The sequence below is a fragment of the Spirillospora sp. NPDC048911 genome, assembly GCF_043198015.1.
Taxonomy (GTDB): domain Bacteria; phylum Actinomycetota; class Actinomycetes; order Streptosporangiales; family Streptosporangiaceae; genus Spirillospora.
In genome coordinates this window covers 228,663-245,181 of sequence record NZ_JBICUD010000006.1, presented here as the reverse complement: position 1 = coordinate 245,181, position 16,519 = coordinate 228,663, and the positions used below count along the sequence as shown (strand labels likewise).

At 72.1% G+C, this 16,519-nt stretch carries 11 protein-coding genes; 6 read left to right on the top strand and 5 right to left on the bottom strand.

The window, feature by feature from the left end; all coding sequences use genetic code 11:
* The first annotated feature begins 120 nt into the window (after positions 1-120).
* On the top strand, positions 121-882 hold the full coding sequence (locus ACGFNU_RS27650) for a TetR/AcrR family transcriptional regulator (protein WP_392598143.1): 762 nt from the start codon (positions 121-123) through the stop codon (positions 880-882).
* A gap of 12 nt (positions 883-894) precedes the next feature.
* On the opposite strand, the gene ACGFNU_RS27645 is transcribed toward ACGFNU_RS27650, so the two are convergent.
* Positions 895-1,839 carry a TIGR02452 family protein gene (locus tag ACGFNU_RS27645; RefSeq protein WP_392598141.1) on the bottom strand — a complete coding sequence of 315 codons (945 nt, stop codon included), beginning with the start codon at positions 1,837-1,839 and terminating at the stop codon, positions 895-897.
* 166 nt (positions 1,840-2,005) lie between these two features.
* Between ACGFNU_RS27645 and ACGFNU_RS27640 the strand changes: the two genes are divergently transcribed.
* The 4 genes from ACGFNU_RS27640 to ACGFNU_RS27625 all read left to right on the top strand — a co-directional run bounded on the left by ACGFNU_RS27640 (position 2,006) and on the right by ACGFNU_RS27625 (position 8,078).
* A complete protein-coding gene (locus tag ACGFNU_RS27640) occupies positions 2,006-2,785 on the top strand; it encodes a hypothetical protein (protein ID WP_392598140.1) in 780 nt (259 codons plus the stop codon).
* Between the two features lie 83 nt (positions 2,786-2,868).
* Complete coding sequence (locus ACGFNU_RS27635) at positions 2,869-3,966, top strand: DUF3152 domain-containing protein (protein ID WP_392598138.1); 1,098 nt, start codon at positions 2,869-2,871, stop codon at positions 3,964-3,966.
* 57 nt (positions 3,967-4,023) lie between these two features.
* Complete coding sequence (locus tag ACGFNU_RS27630) at positions 4,024-5,478, top strand: 3' terminal RNA ribose 2'-O-methyltransferase Hen1 (protein WP_392598136.1); 1,455 nt, start codon at positions 4,024-4,026, stop codon at positions 5,476-5,478.
* Positions 5,475-8,078, top strand: coding sequence for a polynucleotide kinase-phosphatase (locus ACGFNU_RS27625; RefSeq protein WP_392598134.1), 2,604 nt, complete (start codon positions 5,475-5,477; stop codon positions 8,076-8,078). Before ACGFNU_RS27630 ends, ACGFNU_RS27625 begins: the two co-directional genes overlap by 4 nt.
* 98 nt (positions 8,079-8,176) lie before the next feature.
* On the opposite strand, the gene ACGFNU_RS27620 is transcribed toward ACGFNU_RS27625, so the two are convergent.
* The 3 genes from ACGFNU_RS27620 to ACGFNU_RS27610 all read right to left on the bottom strand — a co-directional run bounded on the left by ACGFNU_RS27620 (position 8,177) and on the right by ACGFNU_RS27610 (position 12,130).
* Positions 8,177-8,443 (bottom strand): zf-TFIIB domain-containing protein, encoded by a 267-nt coding sequence (locus ACGFNU_RS27620; protein ID WP_392598132.1) that lies wholly within the window; start codon positions 8,441-8,443, stop codon positions 8,177-8,179.
* A 67-nt stretch (positions 8,444-8,510) separates the two neighbouring features.
* Positions 8,511-9,455 carry a phosphotransferase family protein gene (locus tag ACGFNU_RS27615; protein WP_392598131.1) on the bottom strand — a complete coding sequence of 315 codons (945 nt, stop codon included), beginning with the start codon at positions 9,453-9,455 and terminating at the stop codon, positions 8,511-8,513.
* Between the two features lie 20 nt (positions 9,456-9,475).
* Complete coding sequence (locus ACGFNU_RS27610) at positions 9,476-12,130, bottom strand: PQQ-dependent sugar dehydrogenase (protein WP_392598130.1); 2,655 nt, start codon at positions 12,128-12,130, stop codon at positions 9,476-9,478.
* A gap of 376 nt (positions 12,131-12,506) precedes the next feature.
* On the opposite strand from ACGFNU_RS27610, the gene ACGFNU_RS27605 reads away from it, so the two are divergent.
* Positions 12,507-14,825 carry an NACHT domain-containing protein gene (locus tag ACGFNU_RS27605; RefSeq protein ID WP_392598128.1) on the top strand — a complete coding sequence of 773 codons (2,319 nt, stop codon included), beginning with the start codon at positions 12,507-12,509 and terminating at the stop codon, positions 14,823-14,825.
* Here the strand turns inward: ACGFNU_RS27605 and ACGFNU_RS27600 are convergent.
* Entirely contained in the window at positions 14,807-16,504 is a 1,698-nt protein-coding gene (locus tag ACGFNU_RS27600; RefSeq protein ID WP_392598126.1) for a phosphatidylserine/phosphatidylglycerophosphate/cardiolipin synthase family protein, read from the bottom strand. The genes ACGFNU_RS27605 and ACGFNU_RS27600 overlap by 19 nt on opposite strands.
* Between the last annotated feature and the right edge of the window lie 15 nt (positions 16,505-16,519).

Sequence of the window (16,519 nt, the reverse complement as noted above, 5' to 3'; positions counted from 1 at the left end):
CTCCAAGGGGGCGGTAGAACATCGTTCGTTGTTACGAACACTGTTCTACGAAAGAACAGCGTTCGTGTCAAGTACGATGTTCGTGCGCAAGGCCGTGAGGAATCCGGAAGGGCGGTACGCATGGCAACGCTCGATCAGGGGCAGGACGCGGACATCCCCGCGCCGCCGTGGCGCAAGCGCCGCCGGCCCACCCCGGCGAAGGTCAGGCAGCCGCTCAGCCAGGACCTGATCGTCGAGACCGCGCTCCGGGTCCTGGACGCCGAGGGGCTCGACGCGGTGAGCATGCGCCGGGTCGCGCAGGAGCTCGACACCGGGCCCGCCTCGCTCTACGCGCACGTGTCCAACAAGGAGGAACTCCTGGAGCTCCTGATCGACCGGGTGTCAGGCGAGATGAGCCTGCCCGAGCCCGATCCCGCGCGCTGGCGCGAGCAGCTCAAGGAGATCGCCTACGAGATCCACCGGGTGCTGAGCGCGCACGCCGACATCGCCCGGGTGCCGCTCGGGATGATCCCCACCGGCCCCAACGCCCTCCGCGTCAACGAGCGGCTGCTGACCATCCTTCTGGAGGGCGGGGTCCCGCCGCGGATCGCGGGCTGGGCGGTGGAGCGCGTCTTCCTCTACATCAACTCCGACGCCTACGAGGGCTCGATCCACCTGGCCAGGCAGCGGGCCAGCGGCCTGGAGCCCGAGGAGTACCTCACGGGCTTCCTCGGGCAGGCCCGCGAGTACTTCGGCGGCCTGCCCGCCGACCGCTTCCCGATGACCGTGCGGCACGTCCCCGAGCTCCTGTCCGGTGACGGGGAGGAGCGGTTCGAGTTCGGCCTGGAACTGCTCGTCCGCGGCCTGGAGTCGTACGTGCGGGAGTCCACCGGGGAGGGCTGACCCGCCGGGCGGTCAGCCGAAGGCGCGGGCGAACGCGGCGTGGCGCGGGGCGCCCGCGGCGGTGTCCCAGACGGCGAAGACGACATGCTCGAACCGCCCGGCGAACTCGCCGCCATCGGCGCGCAGCGACTCGGCGAACGCCTGGGCGACCTCGGCGGGGTCGTTGCGGAAGACCCCGCAACCCCACGCGCCCAGCACCAGCCGCCGGTGGCCGTGCCGGAGCGCCACGGCGAGCACCTTGCGGGCCCGCAGGCGCAAGACGTCGGAGATCCTCGCGGCCTGGCCCTCGTCGCGGATGGCCCCGCGGTTGGGGGCCGGCGAGGTCAGGAAGGCCACCTCGTACGGCTCGTCCAGCAGCCGGCCCGCGTCGTCACGGAACACCGGGACGCCGGGGGAGTAGATCATGTGGTCGCTGTAGAGCAGGTCGCCCTGCGCGCGATGGAAGTCGTAGAACTCGCGGGCAGCGCGCAACGAAGCGTACAGCGCCGACGATCGGGCCAGCCCCTCTTCCTGCGCGTGCGCGCCGTTCAGGAAGCCGCCGCCCGGATTCTTCGCGGACGCGAAGTTGAGCGCCAGCGGCACCCCGCCCGGACTGGCACCCAGACCAGCGCCCGCGCCAGCACCCAGACCGGCGTTCACGCCAGCGCCCAACCCAGCGCCCGGACCAGCGCCCGCGCCTGGACCGGCGCTCGCACCGGCGGTCAGCATGGCCAGGCGGCGCGCGGCGGCCAGTGTTGTTTCTTCGGTGACCTCGATGCGCGTCTCCAGGCCCGGCGACTTCGGGAGTCCGGCCAGCAGGGCGTCGAGCTCGTCCGGGCGGTGCAGGACGGTGCCGCGCACGGCGGCGTCCACGGTCCCGGCGATCGACACCGTACGGCCGGACGGGGTGAGGTAGTCGCCGCGGTCGAGGATGGCCACGGTCTCCTGGGCGGTCTGCCGCCGGGGATGCCTGCTCATCTCACCTCTGCTCTTCTCATTCCTGTTCATCTCACGCCGAGTCTCCCGGCCGGCCGCGTCCGGTGACAACGCGATATCAACGCCAGTCCGGAATGCCGGATTTGGCTGCACGGATGGGGCGGGTGGTGTAGGTGTGTTGCTTCGCTCCCTGGAAGAAGACAGAGAAATGCCTGAATACTCCTCCGTACGCCGCGCCCAGTACGTGGGCCTCGCCGTCGTGCTCGCCGTGTCGTCGCTCGGAGCCGGTGCCTGCAAGGCGGGCAAGAAGAAGAAAAGACCCAAGGCCGGCGGGATCACGACCACGCAGACGACGTCGCCACCGGCCGCGCCGCCGGGCACGGCGCCGGTCGCGGGCGACAACGGCCTGGCGAACAAGCCGCCCAGGGTGATCCTCGCCCAGGTCTCCGCCGCCCTGCGCGGCGCCACGTCCCTGCACGCCAAGGGTTCGATGAAGGACGGGCGTGACCTGCTCGCCTTCGACATGACGTTCACCAAGCGGGGCGCCGTCAAGGGGAAGGTTCGCGGGCCGATCGGGGGCAAGAACGTCACCGTCGAGGCCATCGTCCTCAACGGCAAGGCCTATCTCCGCGGCCGCCAGCTCTGGATGGCCGCCGGCGGGCAGGCCGCCGTCCGGCGCATGGGCTCCAAGTGGATCGTGGTGCCCGGCAAGCAGCAGCCCGCCGGGGGCAATCTCAGCCTGGCCGGGTTCGCGAAGTCGATCAAGCCGAGCGGCAAGGTGGTCAAGCTCCAGCCCACGACGCTCGCCGGGCAGCGGGTGATCCGGCTGATGGACATGGGCGACCGCTCGGTGCTCTTCGTCGCCGCCACGGGCAAGCCCTACCCGTTGCGCATCGCGGAGAAGGGCGGAAAGCAGTTCGTGGACTTCGACAGGTACGACGTTCCGGTGGCGATCACCAGACCACTGAACGTGGTTTCTCGTCCATAACGGCAGATTTCACTACCGGGACGGCGGGCGCATGTTGCGAAATGATCAAATGAGCGCGTCTTTCTGGCATGCTTTCCTGCGACATGCAGCCCCCACGTTCCCGCCAGGGCCGGCGCCGGCGCCGGCCTGAGCCCCCACGGCGGCCCCCCGCAGCCCCGCCGCCGGCGGTCGACTCGTACGAGCAGGGCCCCTACGAGCAGAGCCCGCACGAGCACAACGCCCCCGGGCCCGGCCGGCAGCGGCAGAGCGCGCCCGACCCGTACGGGCCCGGCCTCTACGGGCCGGACCCGTACGGTCCCGACTCGTACGGCGGCGACTCCCCCCGCCGGCACGACCCCTACCAGGGGTCCAGCGGGATGGGACAGGACCTCGACCGGGCCTTCGTCGGCGCCTCGCGCAGCCGCACGATGTTCCGCATCATGGTGGTGATCGTCGTCGGGGTGATCCTGCTCGCCGGGATCGCCGCCCTCGGCTTCCTGTTCTTCAAGCCGCCCGGCAAGGGCGGCGCGGCCGTGCCGCGCAACGACCCCGGCCCGAAGACCAGCCCCAAGGGCCAGGCCGACTCGGCTCCGGGAACCCCGCCCGTCGTCACGCCGCGCCGCCCGGTCTACATACCGGCGCGCGGCACCGGGCGGTTCTACCGCCCGGCGGCGGGGGCGGGACGCGTGTACGGGCGCGGCAAGGTGATGCGCTACATGGTCGAGGTGGAGGGCGGCATCCGCCAGCAGCCCCTGGTCTTCGCGCAGACCGTGGACCGGATCCTGGCAGACCCGCGCGGCTGGACGGCCGGGCGCAAGTGGGGCTTCAAACGCGTGGACTCCGGCCCGTACGACTTCGTGGTCCGGCTCGCGTCGCCGGGAACGGTCGACAAGCTGTGCGCCGCGTACGGCCTGGAGACCAAGGGCCAGGTCAACTGCAGCGGCGGCAAGCAGGTCGTGGTCAATCTCCGGCGCTGGCTCCTGCTCACCACGTACTACCGGGGCCAGCCCGACGACTATCACGCGCTCGTCATCAACCACGAGGTCGGCCACCGGCTGGGCTTCAACCACATGACCTGCCCGAAGAAGGGCCGTCCCGCTCCCGTCATGCAGCAGCAGATCTTCGGCCTGAAGGGCTGCCGCGTCAACGGCTGGCCGTACGACCGCCGCGGCCGGTTCGTCACCGGCCCGGCCGTCCCCTAGATCGTTCCAGCGTTAAACGGCTGGGAAGACGGCCACCCGGTCCGCCATCCTGGTGACGTGCTTCTGACGATCACCACCACGCTGTCGCCTGCCACCGACCTGGGTTTCCTGCTGCACAAGCATCCCGACCGGGTGCAGTCGTTCGACCAGTCCTTCGGCACCGCGCACGTCTTCTATCCCGACGCGGACGCCGATCGCTGCACGGTCGCGCTGCTCCTCGACGTCGACCCGGTCAGGCTGGTGCGCACGCGCGGCAAGAACACGCCCGACTTCTCGCTCGGCCAGTACGTGAACGACCGGCCCTACGCCGCGTCGTCGCTGCTGGCGTCCGCGATGGCGGGCGTCTTCCGTACCGCGATGCGCGGCCGCTGCGACCTGCGTCCCGAGCTCGCGGAGACGGCGCTGCCCCTGGAGATCACGCTGCCGGCGCTGCCCTGCCGGGGCGGGCCGCAACGCGCCGAACGCTACTTCGCGCCGCTCGGCTGGCAGGTCACGGCCACGCGCGTGCCCCTCGACCCCGGCTTCGAGGACTGGGGCGACTCGCGGTACGTCTCGCTCACGTTGACGGGGGAGGTCAAGCTCGCCGACGCCCTCAACCAGCTGTACGTGCTGCTGCCGGTGCTGGACGACGCCAAGCACTACTGGATGGCTCCCGACGAGGTCGACAAGCTGATCCGGGCCGGCGAGGGCTGGCTGGCCTCCCATCCGGACCGGGCCGACATCACCCGCCGTTACCTGGCCAACCGGCGCCGGCTCGTCCAGGCCGCGCTCGGCCGGCTCGCCGACTCCGACGGCGCGCCCGAGGACGAGCTCGACCGCGACCCGATCGAGGAGGAGCCGCCCGCGGTCGACCTCACGGCGGCCGAGCCGGGCGCCGCGCCGGAGGCGGAGACCGCGGCCGCCGCGCCACCGCTGCCGCTCGCCGAGCGGCGTATCCAGGCCGTGCTGGAGACGCTGCACGCCCAGCGGGCGCCGCGCGTCATCGACCTGGGCTGCGGCTCGGGCAAGCTGGTCGCGCGCCTCAAGCAGGACGCCTACTTCCAGCGGATCGTGGGCGTCGACGTGTCCGACCGCGCTCTCCAGGGCGCCCGCCGCCGCGGGCAGGCCGACGACCTCCCGGCTGACCGGACGCCGCGGGTGGAGGTGTTCCAGGGCGCGCTGACGTACACCGACGAACGGTTCCGCGGCTACGACGCGGCCGTGCTGATGGAGGTCATCGAGCACATCGACCCGCCGCGCCTGCCCGCCGTCGAACGGGTCGTCTTCGGCGACGCCAAGCCGCGCGTGGTGGTCGTCACCACGCCCAACTCCGAGTACAACGTGCGGTACGAGGGGCTGGCGCCGGGTGCGATGCGCCACCCCGACCACCGCTTCGAATGGACCCGCGCCGAGTTCCGCCGGTGGGCCGAGCGGGTCGCCGCCGACCACGGCTACCAGGTCCGCTACGTGCCCGTGGGCGACGACGATCCCGACGTCGGCGCCCCGACCCAGCTGGGGGTGTTCACCCGATGACCGAGATCCCGATGACCGAGACGGCGAGCACCGCGCCTCGTGCGACCGAGATCCGGGTGCCCGAGATGGGGCTCGTCGTGCTCGTCGGCGTCTCCGGCTCCGGCAAGTCGCACTTCGCGCGCAGGCACTTCAAGCCGAGCCAGGTGGTGTCGTCGGACTACTGCCGCCTCGTGGTGGCCGACGACGAGAACGACCAGAGCGCCACCGGCGACGCGTTCGACCTGCTGCACTACATCGTCCGCAAGCGGCTGCGGCGCGGCCTGCTGACCGTCGTGGACGCCACGAACGTGCAGCAGAAGGCGCGCCAGTCGCTGGTCCAGATCGCCAAGGACCACGACGTGCTGTCCGTGGCGATCGTCCTGGACGTGCCCGAGCATGTCGCCGCCGAACGCAACGCCGCCCGCCCCGACCGCGACCTGCCGGACCACGTGATCCCGCGACAGCGCCGCGAGCTGCGGCGCGGCCTGCGGTCGCTGGGCGGCCGCGAGTTCAAGCGGTCGTACGTGCTGACCGGCGTGGACGAGATCGACGCCGCGACGATCACGTACGAGAAGGCATGGACGGACAAGCGCGAGATCACCGGCCCGTTCGACATCATCGGCGACGTCCACGGATGCCGTGCCGAGCTGGAGGAGCTGCTCGGCGACCTCGGCTACGAGATCGAGCGGGACGCGCTCGGCCGCGCCGCGGGCGCCAACCACCCCGGCGGCCGCACCGCCGTCTTCGTCGGCGACCTCGTCGACCGCGGGCCGGACACGCCGGGTGTGCTGCGCCTGGTCATGGGCATGGTCGAGGCGGGCCAGGCGCTGTGCGTCTCCGGCAACCACGAGAACAAGCTCGTCAAGGCCCTGCGCGGCAGGAAGGTGCGTGTCGCGCACGGTCTCGCCGAGTCGCTCGACCAGCTGGGCGCCGAGCCGGACGACTTCCGCGACGGGGCCCTGGAGTTCATGGACGGCCTCATCAGCCACTACGTCCTGGACGAGGGACGCCTGGTCGTCGCGCACGCCGGGCTGAAGGAGGACTACCACGGGCGCGCCTCGGGACGCGTCCGCTCGTTCGCCCTCTACGGCGACACGACCGGGGAGACCGACGAGTACGGGCTGCCGGTGCGCTACCCGTGGGCGAACGACTACCGCGGCAAGGCGATGGTCGTGTACGGGCACACGCCCGTCCCCGAGCCGGAGTGGATCAACAACACGATCTGCCTGGACACCGGCGTGGTGTTCGGCGGCAAGCTGACCGCCCTCCGCTACCCCGAGCGCGAGCTGGCCGCCGTGCCCGCGAAGCAGGTCTGGTACGAGCCGACGCGGCCGCTCGTGCCCGCCCCGGCCATGACGGCGGGCGGGCACCGCGAGACCGACGTTCTGAAGATCGAGGACGTGCTGGGGAACGAGGGCGTCGAGACGGCGCTGATGGGCCGGGTCTCGGTCCGCCACGAGAACGCGCTCGCGGCGCTGGAGGTGATGAGCCGGTTCGCGGTGGACCCGCGCTGGCTGGTCTACCTGCCGCCGACGATGGCGCCGTCCGCGACCTCGACCCTGCCCGGCCACCTGGAGCACCCGGCCGAGGCTTTCGCCGCGTACCGCGAGGCGGGCCTCGACCGCGTGATCTGCGAGGAGAAGCACATGGGGTCGCGGGCCGTCGTGGTCGTGGCGCGCGACGCCGAGGTCGCGGCCGCCCGCTTCGGGGTGACCGACGGCACCACGGGCGCGATCTTCACCCGGACGGGCCGCGCGTTCTTCCGCGACCCCGCCCGGACGGCCGAGGTCCTCGACCGCGTCCGGACGGCGATCACCGGCGCCGGGCTCTGGGACGAGCTGGACACGGGCTGGCTCGTCCTGGACTGCGAGCTGCTGCCGTGGTCGGCCAAGGCCATGGACCTGATCCGCACCCAGTACGCGGCGACCGGCGCGGCCGCCCGCGCCGCCCTGCCGGTGGCGTCCGGCGCGCTCGCCCGCGCCGCCGCCCGGGGCCTGGACGTCGGAGCCCTCCGCGAGCACATCGACCGCCGCGCCGCCAACGCGACGCTGTTCCGCGACGCCTACGCCCGATACTGCTGGCAGGTGGACGGCCTGGCCGGGCTGAAGCTCGCGCCGTTCCAGGTGCTGGCGGGGGAGCGGTGCACGTGGGCCACGTCCCGCGAGCACGACTGGCACATGGAGATCGCCGCCCGGCTGGCCGAGGCCGACCCGTCCGGCCTGCTCACCGGCACGGACTCCCTGGTGGTCGACCTGGGCTCCGAGCCCTCGGTCGCCGCCGCCACCGTCTGGTGGACGGAGCGGACCGAGGCCGGGGGCGAGGGCATGGTCGTCAAGCCGCTCGGCCCGCCACCCGAGGACCGGAAGGTGCAGCCCGGCATCAAGTGCCGCGGCCGCGAGTATCTGCGGATCATCTACGGGCCGGACTACGCCGAGCCGGAGCACCTCGACCGGCTCCGCAACCGGTCGCTGGGCCGCAAGCGCTCGCTCGCGATGCGCGAGCACGCGCTCGGCCTGGCGGCGCTCGACCGCCTCACGGCGGGAGAGCCGCTGTGGCGCGTCCACCAGGCGGTCTTCGCCGTCCTCGCCCTGGAATCCGAGCCCGTGGACCCGCGCCTGTAGCCACGACCGCGGGTCGAGCACGTTCGTGGCCGGCCTGACGGGGTGTGTCGCGGCGGTCGCTCTCCGCACTGGCGGCAGGGAGCGACCGCCCGCGTCCGTCAGGTGGTGAAGAGCATGTGGAAGACGCTCCCGTGGTGAGGGCGGTGGTGCGCACCGTGGTGATGGTGGTGGACCGCCGCGGGCGCGCCCCAGGCGGGGGCCGCGGGGGCGGCGGGCGGCGGCGCCTGGAAGTTGGCGGCCATGTTGCTGAGGGCCTCGAGCTCGCCGTAGTCGAGGAAGATGCCCCGGCAGTTGTCACATTGCTCGATGTGGACGCCGTTGCGGGTGTACGTCCGCATCACGCCACGACACTTAGGGCAGTGCATGCCTTCTTGTCCTTCCGGTATGGAATCCCCAGGTAGAGGCTAAATCTAGAGCAGTCTCCACGTCACGTCATGCCGGGATACCCGCGGCGGAGATTCTGCCGCAGGCATCGACGAGCGCGAGTTCCGGCTCTTCGAGCGGCCGGTCTTCCGCCCGCGCGGATATGACGCATGTCGCGGCGATTTGGATCACCAGAGTTCGGGCGGGCACGTCCAGGACGGCCCACGGGTCCGCGTCCGCCGGCACCGCGCGCCCGCCCGCCGCCCGGTAGGCCCCGAGCAGGCGTTCCCAGTCCGGCGGCGGGAGCACGCCCGCCGAGTAGAGCGCGGCGGGCCGGGCCAGATCCCACGCCGGATCGCCCGCTCCGAGATCTTCGACGTCGATGAGCCGCCAGGCTCCGGAGGGGACCTGGACCATCTGCCCAAGGTGCCAGTCGCCGTGGATGAGGCATCGCGCTCCGTCCGCGGGCTCCGTTGATTCACCGCGAATCCACGACGGAAGTGTGGCGAACGCGCGACGGACCTCCGCCGCCGCCGGACCGTCCTCCAGCCGGGAGACGAGCCGCGCGACCCGGGCCGGCCGCCCCCAGCCCGGCGCGCCGGCGGGCACCGGCGCCGCGTGGAGCCCGGCCAGCAGGCGCCCGGCGTCCTCCCACGGCAGTGGGCCCGCCGGATCCACCGGTGTCCCGTACGGCCAGACGGTCACCACCCGGCCGTCGATCTCCCGCCGGGGCCCCAGCGGTGAAAGCAGCAGCTCGGGCAGGCCGGCGGCGAGATCCATCCGCTGCTGGAGGAGGGGGCCGCCGTCGCGGTCCGGCTGGTGGGCCTTGACGACAACGTCCCCGACCCGGACGACCAGCACCGAATGCCGGTCGTACAGCACCTCGGCCTCGCTCGCCGCCGCACCGTCCTCGGCCGCGCCGTCCGTCGCCGCGCCGCCCGCCGACCCGGCCGTGGTGCGGGCGAGGTCGGCGAGCGAGGCGAGCAGACCGGGCGGGTCGGTCGTGGGGGGCACGCGCTCAGTTAACCATCGCCCTACCGGTCGTAGACCTCCATCTCCCAGAGCGAGTAGCCGTACGCGGTCGCCCGTTTGACGCCGTACATGCGGACCCAGCGGGCGTTGACCGGGGTGAACTGGACCCAGTCGTCGGCGCCGTTGGCCCCCGTGCGGGTGTGCACGGTCGTCCACACGCCGCCGCCGGTGGAGGTCTGGATCCGGTATTCGGTGGCGTAGGCGGCCTCCCACTTCAGGTTGACGAAGCCGACCTGCCGGGCGGTGCCGAGATCCACCTCGATCCACTGCGGGTCGGTCCGCTTGCTGGACCAGCGGGTCGTCATGTTGCCGTCGACGGCCTTGGGCCCTTCGACACCGGCCTTCTCGACGCTGGAGGTCTTGGTCGGGCGTCCCTGCGCGAGGTTGGCCTTCAGCCGGTAATTCGCCGTGAGGGTGGTGGCGGCCCCTGGGGCGACGACGTTGTGGGCCGACGCGCCGCCGTCCGACCAGCCGGCGAACTCGTAGCCCTTGCGGCCGATGACCTGCGTCGCGGTCGGCGCCGAGACCGACACCGTGGAGCCGGTGATCACGGTGCTGGTGAACGGCGCGGCCTTGGTCGTCCCCAGCATGGTCAGCGGGATCCCGGCCGGGTTGGAGGCGAGGGTGAGCTGGGTCGTCTGGGGCTGCAGGATGACGCTCTTGGTGTCGGTCAGCCCCTTGGAGTCGGTCGCGGTGAGCCGCAGCTCGATCCGGGACGGATACTCGTGGTCGGGCGCGACGAACGACCCGCTCGCCCCGTTCTGGCCGGTGATGGTGTGCTCGTGGCAGTCGCTCGGGCAGTGCAGCATGATCATTTTCCAGCCGAGCGAATCGCCGGTGAGGGCGCCGTCCTCGGCGTCGGCGCCACTGCCGGAGAAGTCGATCCGGTCGCCGACCTTCCAGGTCAGGCCGCCGCCCGGCGCGGTGATCGTGGCGGTCGGCGGGGTCGACCCGGCCACGATGGCCTGGGTCGCGGTGTCGGAAGCGCCGCGCGTGTCGGTGACGCGCAGGCCGACCGTGTACGTCCCCTCGGCCGCGTAGGTGTGGGACGGGCCGGGGGCGGTGGAGTCGTCGTAGTCGCCGTCGCCGTCCAGGTCCCACGCGTACGTCAGCGGCAGGTCGCCGTCGGCGTCGCTGGAGGTGGTCCCGTCGAAGGCGACGGTCAGCGGCACGGCGCCGCTGGTCACGCTGGACTTGATCGCCGCCACCGGCGGGTTGTTGACGCCGTTGTAGACGTAGCGGACGATCCGGCCGCCCATGATGTCGGCGCCGAAGATGTCGCCGTTCGGGCCCGCCTGGAGCTCGACGATGCCGCCCGCGCCGGTGGCGAACGTCTCGATCTTGGTCTTGTCGGGCAGCCCGTCGGTGCCGGGCTTCATCGCCCACACGCACTTGCGCGCGTAGTCGGTGAAGAACAGAGCGCCCTTGTACTGGGCCGGATAGGTGCTGCCCGCGTAGAACGCGACCCCGCTCGTCGACGAGCTTCCGGTGCCGCACGTCTCGTTCGGTACGACCTTGGCGCTGTGATTGTAGGCGAAGTGCGGCGCCGTCACGGCCGCGGTGCCCGCCCCGTAGAGGTTCTCGCAGACGTTGAGGTTGGCGGCGTCGTAGGCGGGCTGGCGCGGCGTGCTCTCGTAGCAGGGCCAGCCGAAGTTGCGCATGGTGCCGAACGGCTCGGTCAGGCGGTTGATCTCTTCCCAGGTCGTGTAGCCGACGTCGCCGAGCCAGACCTCGTTGGTGCCGGGCCGGATGGTGAAGCGGAACGGGTTGCGGACCCCGTGGGCGATGATGCGCCGCACGTTCGGGCCGCCGGTCGGCAGCGGGTTGCCCGCCGCGCCCGCGCCGGTCTCGGGGTCGACACGGATGATCGTGCCGTCGAGCGTGGCCGGATCGCCGGTGGTGCGCAGGTCCTGCGAGCGCAGCGCGCCGCCTTCACCGGTCGGCGCGGTCAGCGCGGTGCCGGCGGGCTTGGGCGGGTCGCCGCAGGCGTTGTTCTTCTGGCCCCAGTCGGCGTAGTTGAAGCTGGCGCCGTCGCCGCCGCCCGCGTAGAGCATGCCGTCCTTGCCGAACGCCAGCGAGCCGATGGAGTGGCTGGAGAACTGCTGGCACCAGTCCTCGATCAGCACCCGCTCGGTGACCGGTCCGGCCTGGGCGCGGCTGGACAGCGCGGCGCGCGCCTGGACGGCCGGGCTCAGCACCGAGATCCGCCCGGCCACGACGCAGCCCTCGTTGTTGGCGCCGGGCGGGTCGGGGCAGTTGTCGTTGGAGCCGTCGGAGGAGGGCCAGCGGGGGGAGGTCCCGCCCATGACGCCGTTGTAGGTGTACATCACGTACACGCGCGGATCGGTCGGGAAGTCCGGGTGCAGCGCCATGCCGAGCATGCCGCGGTCCCAGCCGTTGAACGTCTGGGGGCGCAGGTCGGCGTAGATCTCGGCCGTGGTGTCGGCGAGCGAGTCGAAGACCTTGATGATCCCGCTCTTCTCGGCCACGAACACCCGCCCGTCCGGCGAGAACTCCACGTTGGTGGGCGCGGTCACCAGCCCCTTGAAGTGCTCCTTCTCCTGGAAGTTGGCCGGCAGCGCCGCGGCCCGCGCGGTCGCGTTCACGGGTTGCCGCCGCCAGGCCATGGCGGCCAGCAGCGCGGCGGCCAGCGCCACCGTTAGCAGACCCGCGAGAAAGGGATGGTGGTTTCGAACGAATCCGGGTGAAGTGCGTGCACCCACGGACGGCCCCCTTCTGTGCCCCGTACAGAGGCCAGCGATGTGGCGCTCTGCACAAAAGATGAATCAACATCGCCGTGGGCGGGCTTGCCGGACCTCATTTGGCCAGGGGTTCATCCACATTCGGTCACCATGACAACCGATTAGCGTGATCGTGCGACGCGGCACCGACGCGGCCGTCCGACGGAGCCCTTTCCTCGGTGTGGCCGGATGCGGTCACGTCGAGTCAAGAGCACTGTCGCGCACGTTCCGCATGCGGAAAATTGCTGTCCGTGACTGACTTGGGGAGACTCCAGGACGGGGCGGACGGCTGATGGAGAGGCGCTGGCGCGTCGCGTTCGCCCTCGGCACGATCGCCGTGATGGCCGTCGCGGTCGTGGCGACGGGCGTACGCGGAGGGCTGGAGCAGGCGAGCTGGACGGCGGCCGTCATCAGCCTGCTCACCGTGCCCGCCGCCGTCCTGGCCTGGGCGTTCCGCCGTTCGGAGCCGTCCGTGTACTCGCTGGACGAGCACCTCGCGGGCGTCGCCGATGAGCTGGCGCCGCGGATCCGCGCCGAATGGGTCTCCGAGGCGAAGGTGCGCGGGCTCATCAGCCCGGTCTGGGACGAGACGCGGGAGACCGAACTCAACCACCTCCTGCCAGTCCGCTGGTCCAGAGTGACCCCAGCCCCAGCTTCGCCCCCGACGTCAGCCCCGACCCCCACCCCGGCCCCCGCCCATGCCCCTGCCCCGGCCCAGGCTTTGACCCCCGCCTCGGCCTCGGCCCCGGCGCCAGCCCCGGCGTCGGCCTCGACCCCGGCGTCGGCCCCTGCCCCGACTTCAGCCCCGGCCCCGGCCTTGGGTTCGGCCTTGGGCTTTCGGGCTGGAGGGGCGCCGCGCGGACGGGTGCACCGTGCCGACTCGGTCGCCGGGCTCGTGGCCGGCTACCTCGGGGTGACCGGGCGGCGGCTCGCCATCCTGGGCGCCGAGGGCTCGGGGAAGTCGGCGCTGGCGGTGCTCATCACCCTCGGCCTGCTCAAGGACCGCGTGCCGGGCGGCCCGGTTCCGGTGCTCTTCTCGATGGCGCCCTGGGATCCGGGCGAGCCTCTGATCGACTGGATGGCGCGCCGCCTCAGCGAGGCCGTGCCGCCGCTCGGCAAGCGGATCGCGAAGAAGCGGCTGCGCGAGCACGTGCCCGCCTACCGGCACGGAACGCTCCGGAAGCCGGAGCGGACGCTGGCCTACCAGCTCCTCCACACCGGCCGGATCCTGCCGGTCATGGACGGTCTCGACGAGATCCCCGCGGCCCGGCACGGCTGCGTCGTCCCGCGGATCAACGAGGCGGCCGAGCGGTTGCCGGGCTACGTGCTCACCAGCCGCGAGAAGGAGTACCCGGAGATCGCGCCCGCGGACGATCCAGGCAGGGAGGTTCTCCACGACGTGTGGAGAGTGCGGCTGGAGCCCGTCCTCCTGGCCGACGCCCGGCGCTTCCTGGCCGATCCCGCCGGTGACGGCCCGGACAGGTGGGAACCGGTGTTCGCCACGCTCGCGGCCCCGGCGGCGAGGCGGTCGCCGCACGTGTCCCTGCTGGCCGATGTGCTCGCGAGCCCGCTGATGTTGTCGCTCGCGAGCAGGGTCTACCGAAGCCGTGGCGAGGATCCGAAGGAGCTGCTGGAGCCGAGCGCTTACCCCGATCGGGCGGCCATCGAGAGAAGGTTGCTCTCGGGTCTGGTGCGCCAGGCGTTCCGGGACGCGCGCTGGCCGCTCGAAAAGGCCGAACGGTGGCTCGCCGACCTTGCCGCACAGACGCACCGGCACGGCGCGTCCAGGATCCGCTGGTGGGAGCTCACCCGCTACCTGCGGCCCGCCACCGCCGTGTTCGCGGGCGTGTTCGGCGCGGTCCTCTCAGGGACGGCCACCGGTCTCGGCTTCTACGCGGTGCTCGGGACTCTCCCGGGACTCATCGCCGGGCTCGTCGGCGCGGTCGCGCTGGGCGTCCCGTGCGCACTGACCGTGCCCGCACCCGCCGAGCTGCAGTTCCAGGTGAGCGGGCAGATCTGGCGCGCCCTGATCAGCGGGTCGTTCATCGGCGCGGTCGCGTTCCTGGCGGGGCTCGTCGCCTGCAACTGGGTGGTCGGTCTCGCGGTCTCCCTCAGCCTCGGGCTGCCGGTCTCGGTGCTCTACGGCTTCTCGGTGCAGAAGGAGATCTCCGAGGTGGTGACGCCGGGCCTGCTGCTGCGCCGCGACCGGGTGGTGGCGCTCGCCTTCGGGCTCGTCTACGGGGTGCCGCAGGCGGTCATCGGCGGGATCATCGTCGGCCACCGGGACGGGGTCCCCGCGGGCGTCGTCTTCGGGATCGTCTTCGGCATCGCGGCGGGGCTGGCCGGAGCGCTGCTGTACGGGCTGTTCTGGGCGCTGGCCCTCAAGGTGATGAACATCGGGCTCATCGCGTGGGTTCATCTGATCTTCGTCCAGGTGTGGCTGGTCGTGCGCGGCCGGGGCCCCTGGCGGCTGATGCAGTTCTTCGAGTACGCCCACCAGCGGGGCGTCCTCCGGCAGATCGGCGCGGCGTACGAGTTCAGCCACGTGAGGTTGCGGGACGAACTGGCTCAGCGCCAGCGCGGACCTCGGCGTCAGCGCCAGCGGCCGTGACGAAACGAGAACGAACGGAACGTGTCATGCACATCGAGCAGTTCCACGTTCACGCCGAGGGCGCGCAGGTGGTCGGCGGCTCGATGGCCGTGCCGGGGGAGGCGGCACGCTTGGTGCGGATACGGCAGGACGCGGGGAGCGCTGACCACGGGCTCGCCGGTACGCAGGCCGTCGAGCTTCAGCTCCGCCCGCCGTCGCCACAGCTCCAGCCAGCCGCCGCCCGGCGGCTCGTCCAGCGCGGCGTCGTTCGGTGAGCCCAGCCCGAGGTGCTCGGCCCAGAGATCACGGCGGAGCGCCCGGACGGCGTCCTCGCCCACGCACGTGACGTTCACCTCGCTGGCCCGCCCCTGCCGGGGATCGCCGCCGGAGGATCCGCGGACGAGCCGGGCGAGGCGCACCAGCGGTGGCCGGAGGAGCTCGTGCTGGCTGTGGCTGAGCGAGAGCGAGTCGAGGTTGGCCGAGCCGACGGTCAGCCACGAGTCGTCGATGATCGCGACTTTGGAATGCACGTGCGTCCGCAGGATGCGGGTGCGGCGCGCGCCCTTCGCACGGCTCTTCTCGTTGTCCCTCTCATGGCTCCAGAGGGTGAAGACGCCCAGCCGTTCGCTGACGTCACCGGGCACGTCCGGCCCGGACACCCCTGCCAGAAGCCGTTCCAGCGCGCGCCGTTGCCAGGCGGTGTAGTTCGGGACGTCCGGCTTGATGTTGATGAGCACGACCAGTTGCAGGGCGGGAGCCCGTCGCACGGCCCGGATGAGGGCGTTCACGAGCTCGGGGCAGGTGAGGTACTGGTTCTCCAGGTAGACGAATCGTTCGGCGGACTCCAGCGCCCGGAGATAGGACTCGTAGATCCCGGTCTCGCCCGCCTCCATTCCCGCGTAGCGGCCCGCGCCGGTGAGCGTGCGCGTCACCTGGAGCGTCGCCGTCCCTGAGGCTGGGGCTGGGGCCGCGGGTGGGGCTGGGCCTGCGGCTGGGGCGTCGCCGGGCGGCGGCTCGAACGCGGCCGGACCCGCACCCTCAGCACGCCGGGGAGAGGGCCGGGCGTGGTCCCAGTGCAGGCGGAAGGCGGCGTCCACATCGGCCACCGCGGGCCCCTCGATCCGGGCGCTGACGTCGTGGACCGGCGCCCGCACCGAGCTGCGCCAGCGCAGATGGCCGCGCCGTGGATCGTCGATGAGATGCTCGCGCCCGTCGAAGTACTCCTGCGCGAACACCGAGCCGATGAGAAACGCCACCCGGTCATCGATCACCCAGACCTTCGCGTGGATCGGCAACGTCTGCGGCGTCGGCAGACGGCGCGTCTGCACGAGGCCATCAGGGTCGTTACGCCGGAGGAACCGTTCCACGGGATGGGTGGTGTTGGCGGGCGACACGGCGGGGGTGGGGTGGTTCAGCACCATGTGCACCGCGACGCCGCGCCTGGCCGCGTCCAGCAACACCTCCTCCAGCCGGACGCCGCCCGCCGGGCCGGGATTGCCGATGGGGTCGGCGCCGAATCTCACGCGCACGTGCGGCACGTCCAGCATGAACAACATCGCCCGCACGGAGCGGCGCGCCGCCTCGACCTCCCGGGTGAGCCGGCTCCAGGCGGCCTCGTTGTCGACGAGGAACTCGATCCTGTTGCCGGTGGTCGGCCGGGGCCCCTGCGCGACGGCCCAGCCGGGCTCTTCGGAGGCCACCCGGCCAGGTTAGGG

Bases quoted from the DNA above. Each gene is read 5' to 3' on its own strand.
- ACGFNU_RS27650 (WP_392598143.1), top strand. From the start codon at position 121: ATGGCAACGCTCGATCAGGGGCAGGACGCGGACATCCCCGCGCCGCCG.
- ACGFNU_RS27645 (WP_392598141.1), bottom strand. From the start codon at position 1,839: ATGAGCAGGCATCCCCGGCGGCAGACCGCCCAGGAGACCGTGGCCATC.
- ACGFNU_RS27625 (WP_392598134.1), top strand. From the start codon at position 5,475: ATGACCGAGATCCCGATGACCGAGACGGCGAGCACCGCGCCTCGTGCG.
- ACGFNU_RS27635 (WP_392598138.1), top strand. From the start codon at position 2,869: ATGCAGCCCCCACGTTCCCGCCAGGGCCGGCGCCGGCGCCGGCCTGAG.
- ACGFNU_RS27640 (WP_392598140.1), top strand. From the start codon at position 2,006: ATGCCTGAATACTCCTCCGTACGCCGCGCCCAGTACGTGGGCCTCGCC.
- ACGFNU_RS27620 (WP_392598132.1), bottom strand. From the start codon at position 8,443: ATGCACTGCCCTAAGTGTCGTGGCGTGATGCGGACGTACACCCGCAAC.
- ACGFNU_RS27605 (WP_392598128.1), top strand. From the start codon at position 12,507: ATGGAGAGGCGCTGGCGCGTCGCGTTCGCCCTCGGCACGATCGCCGTG.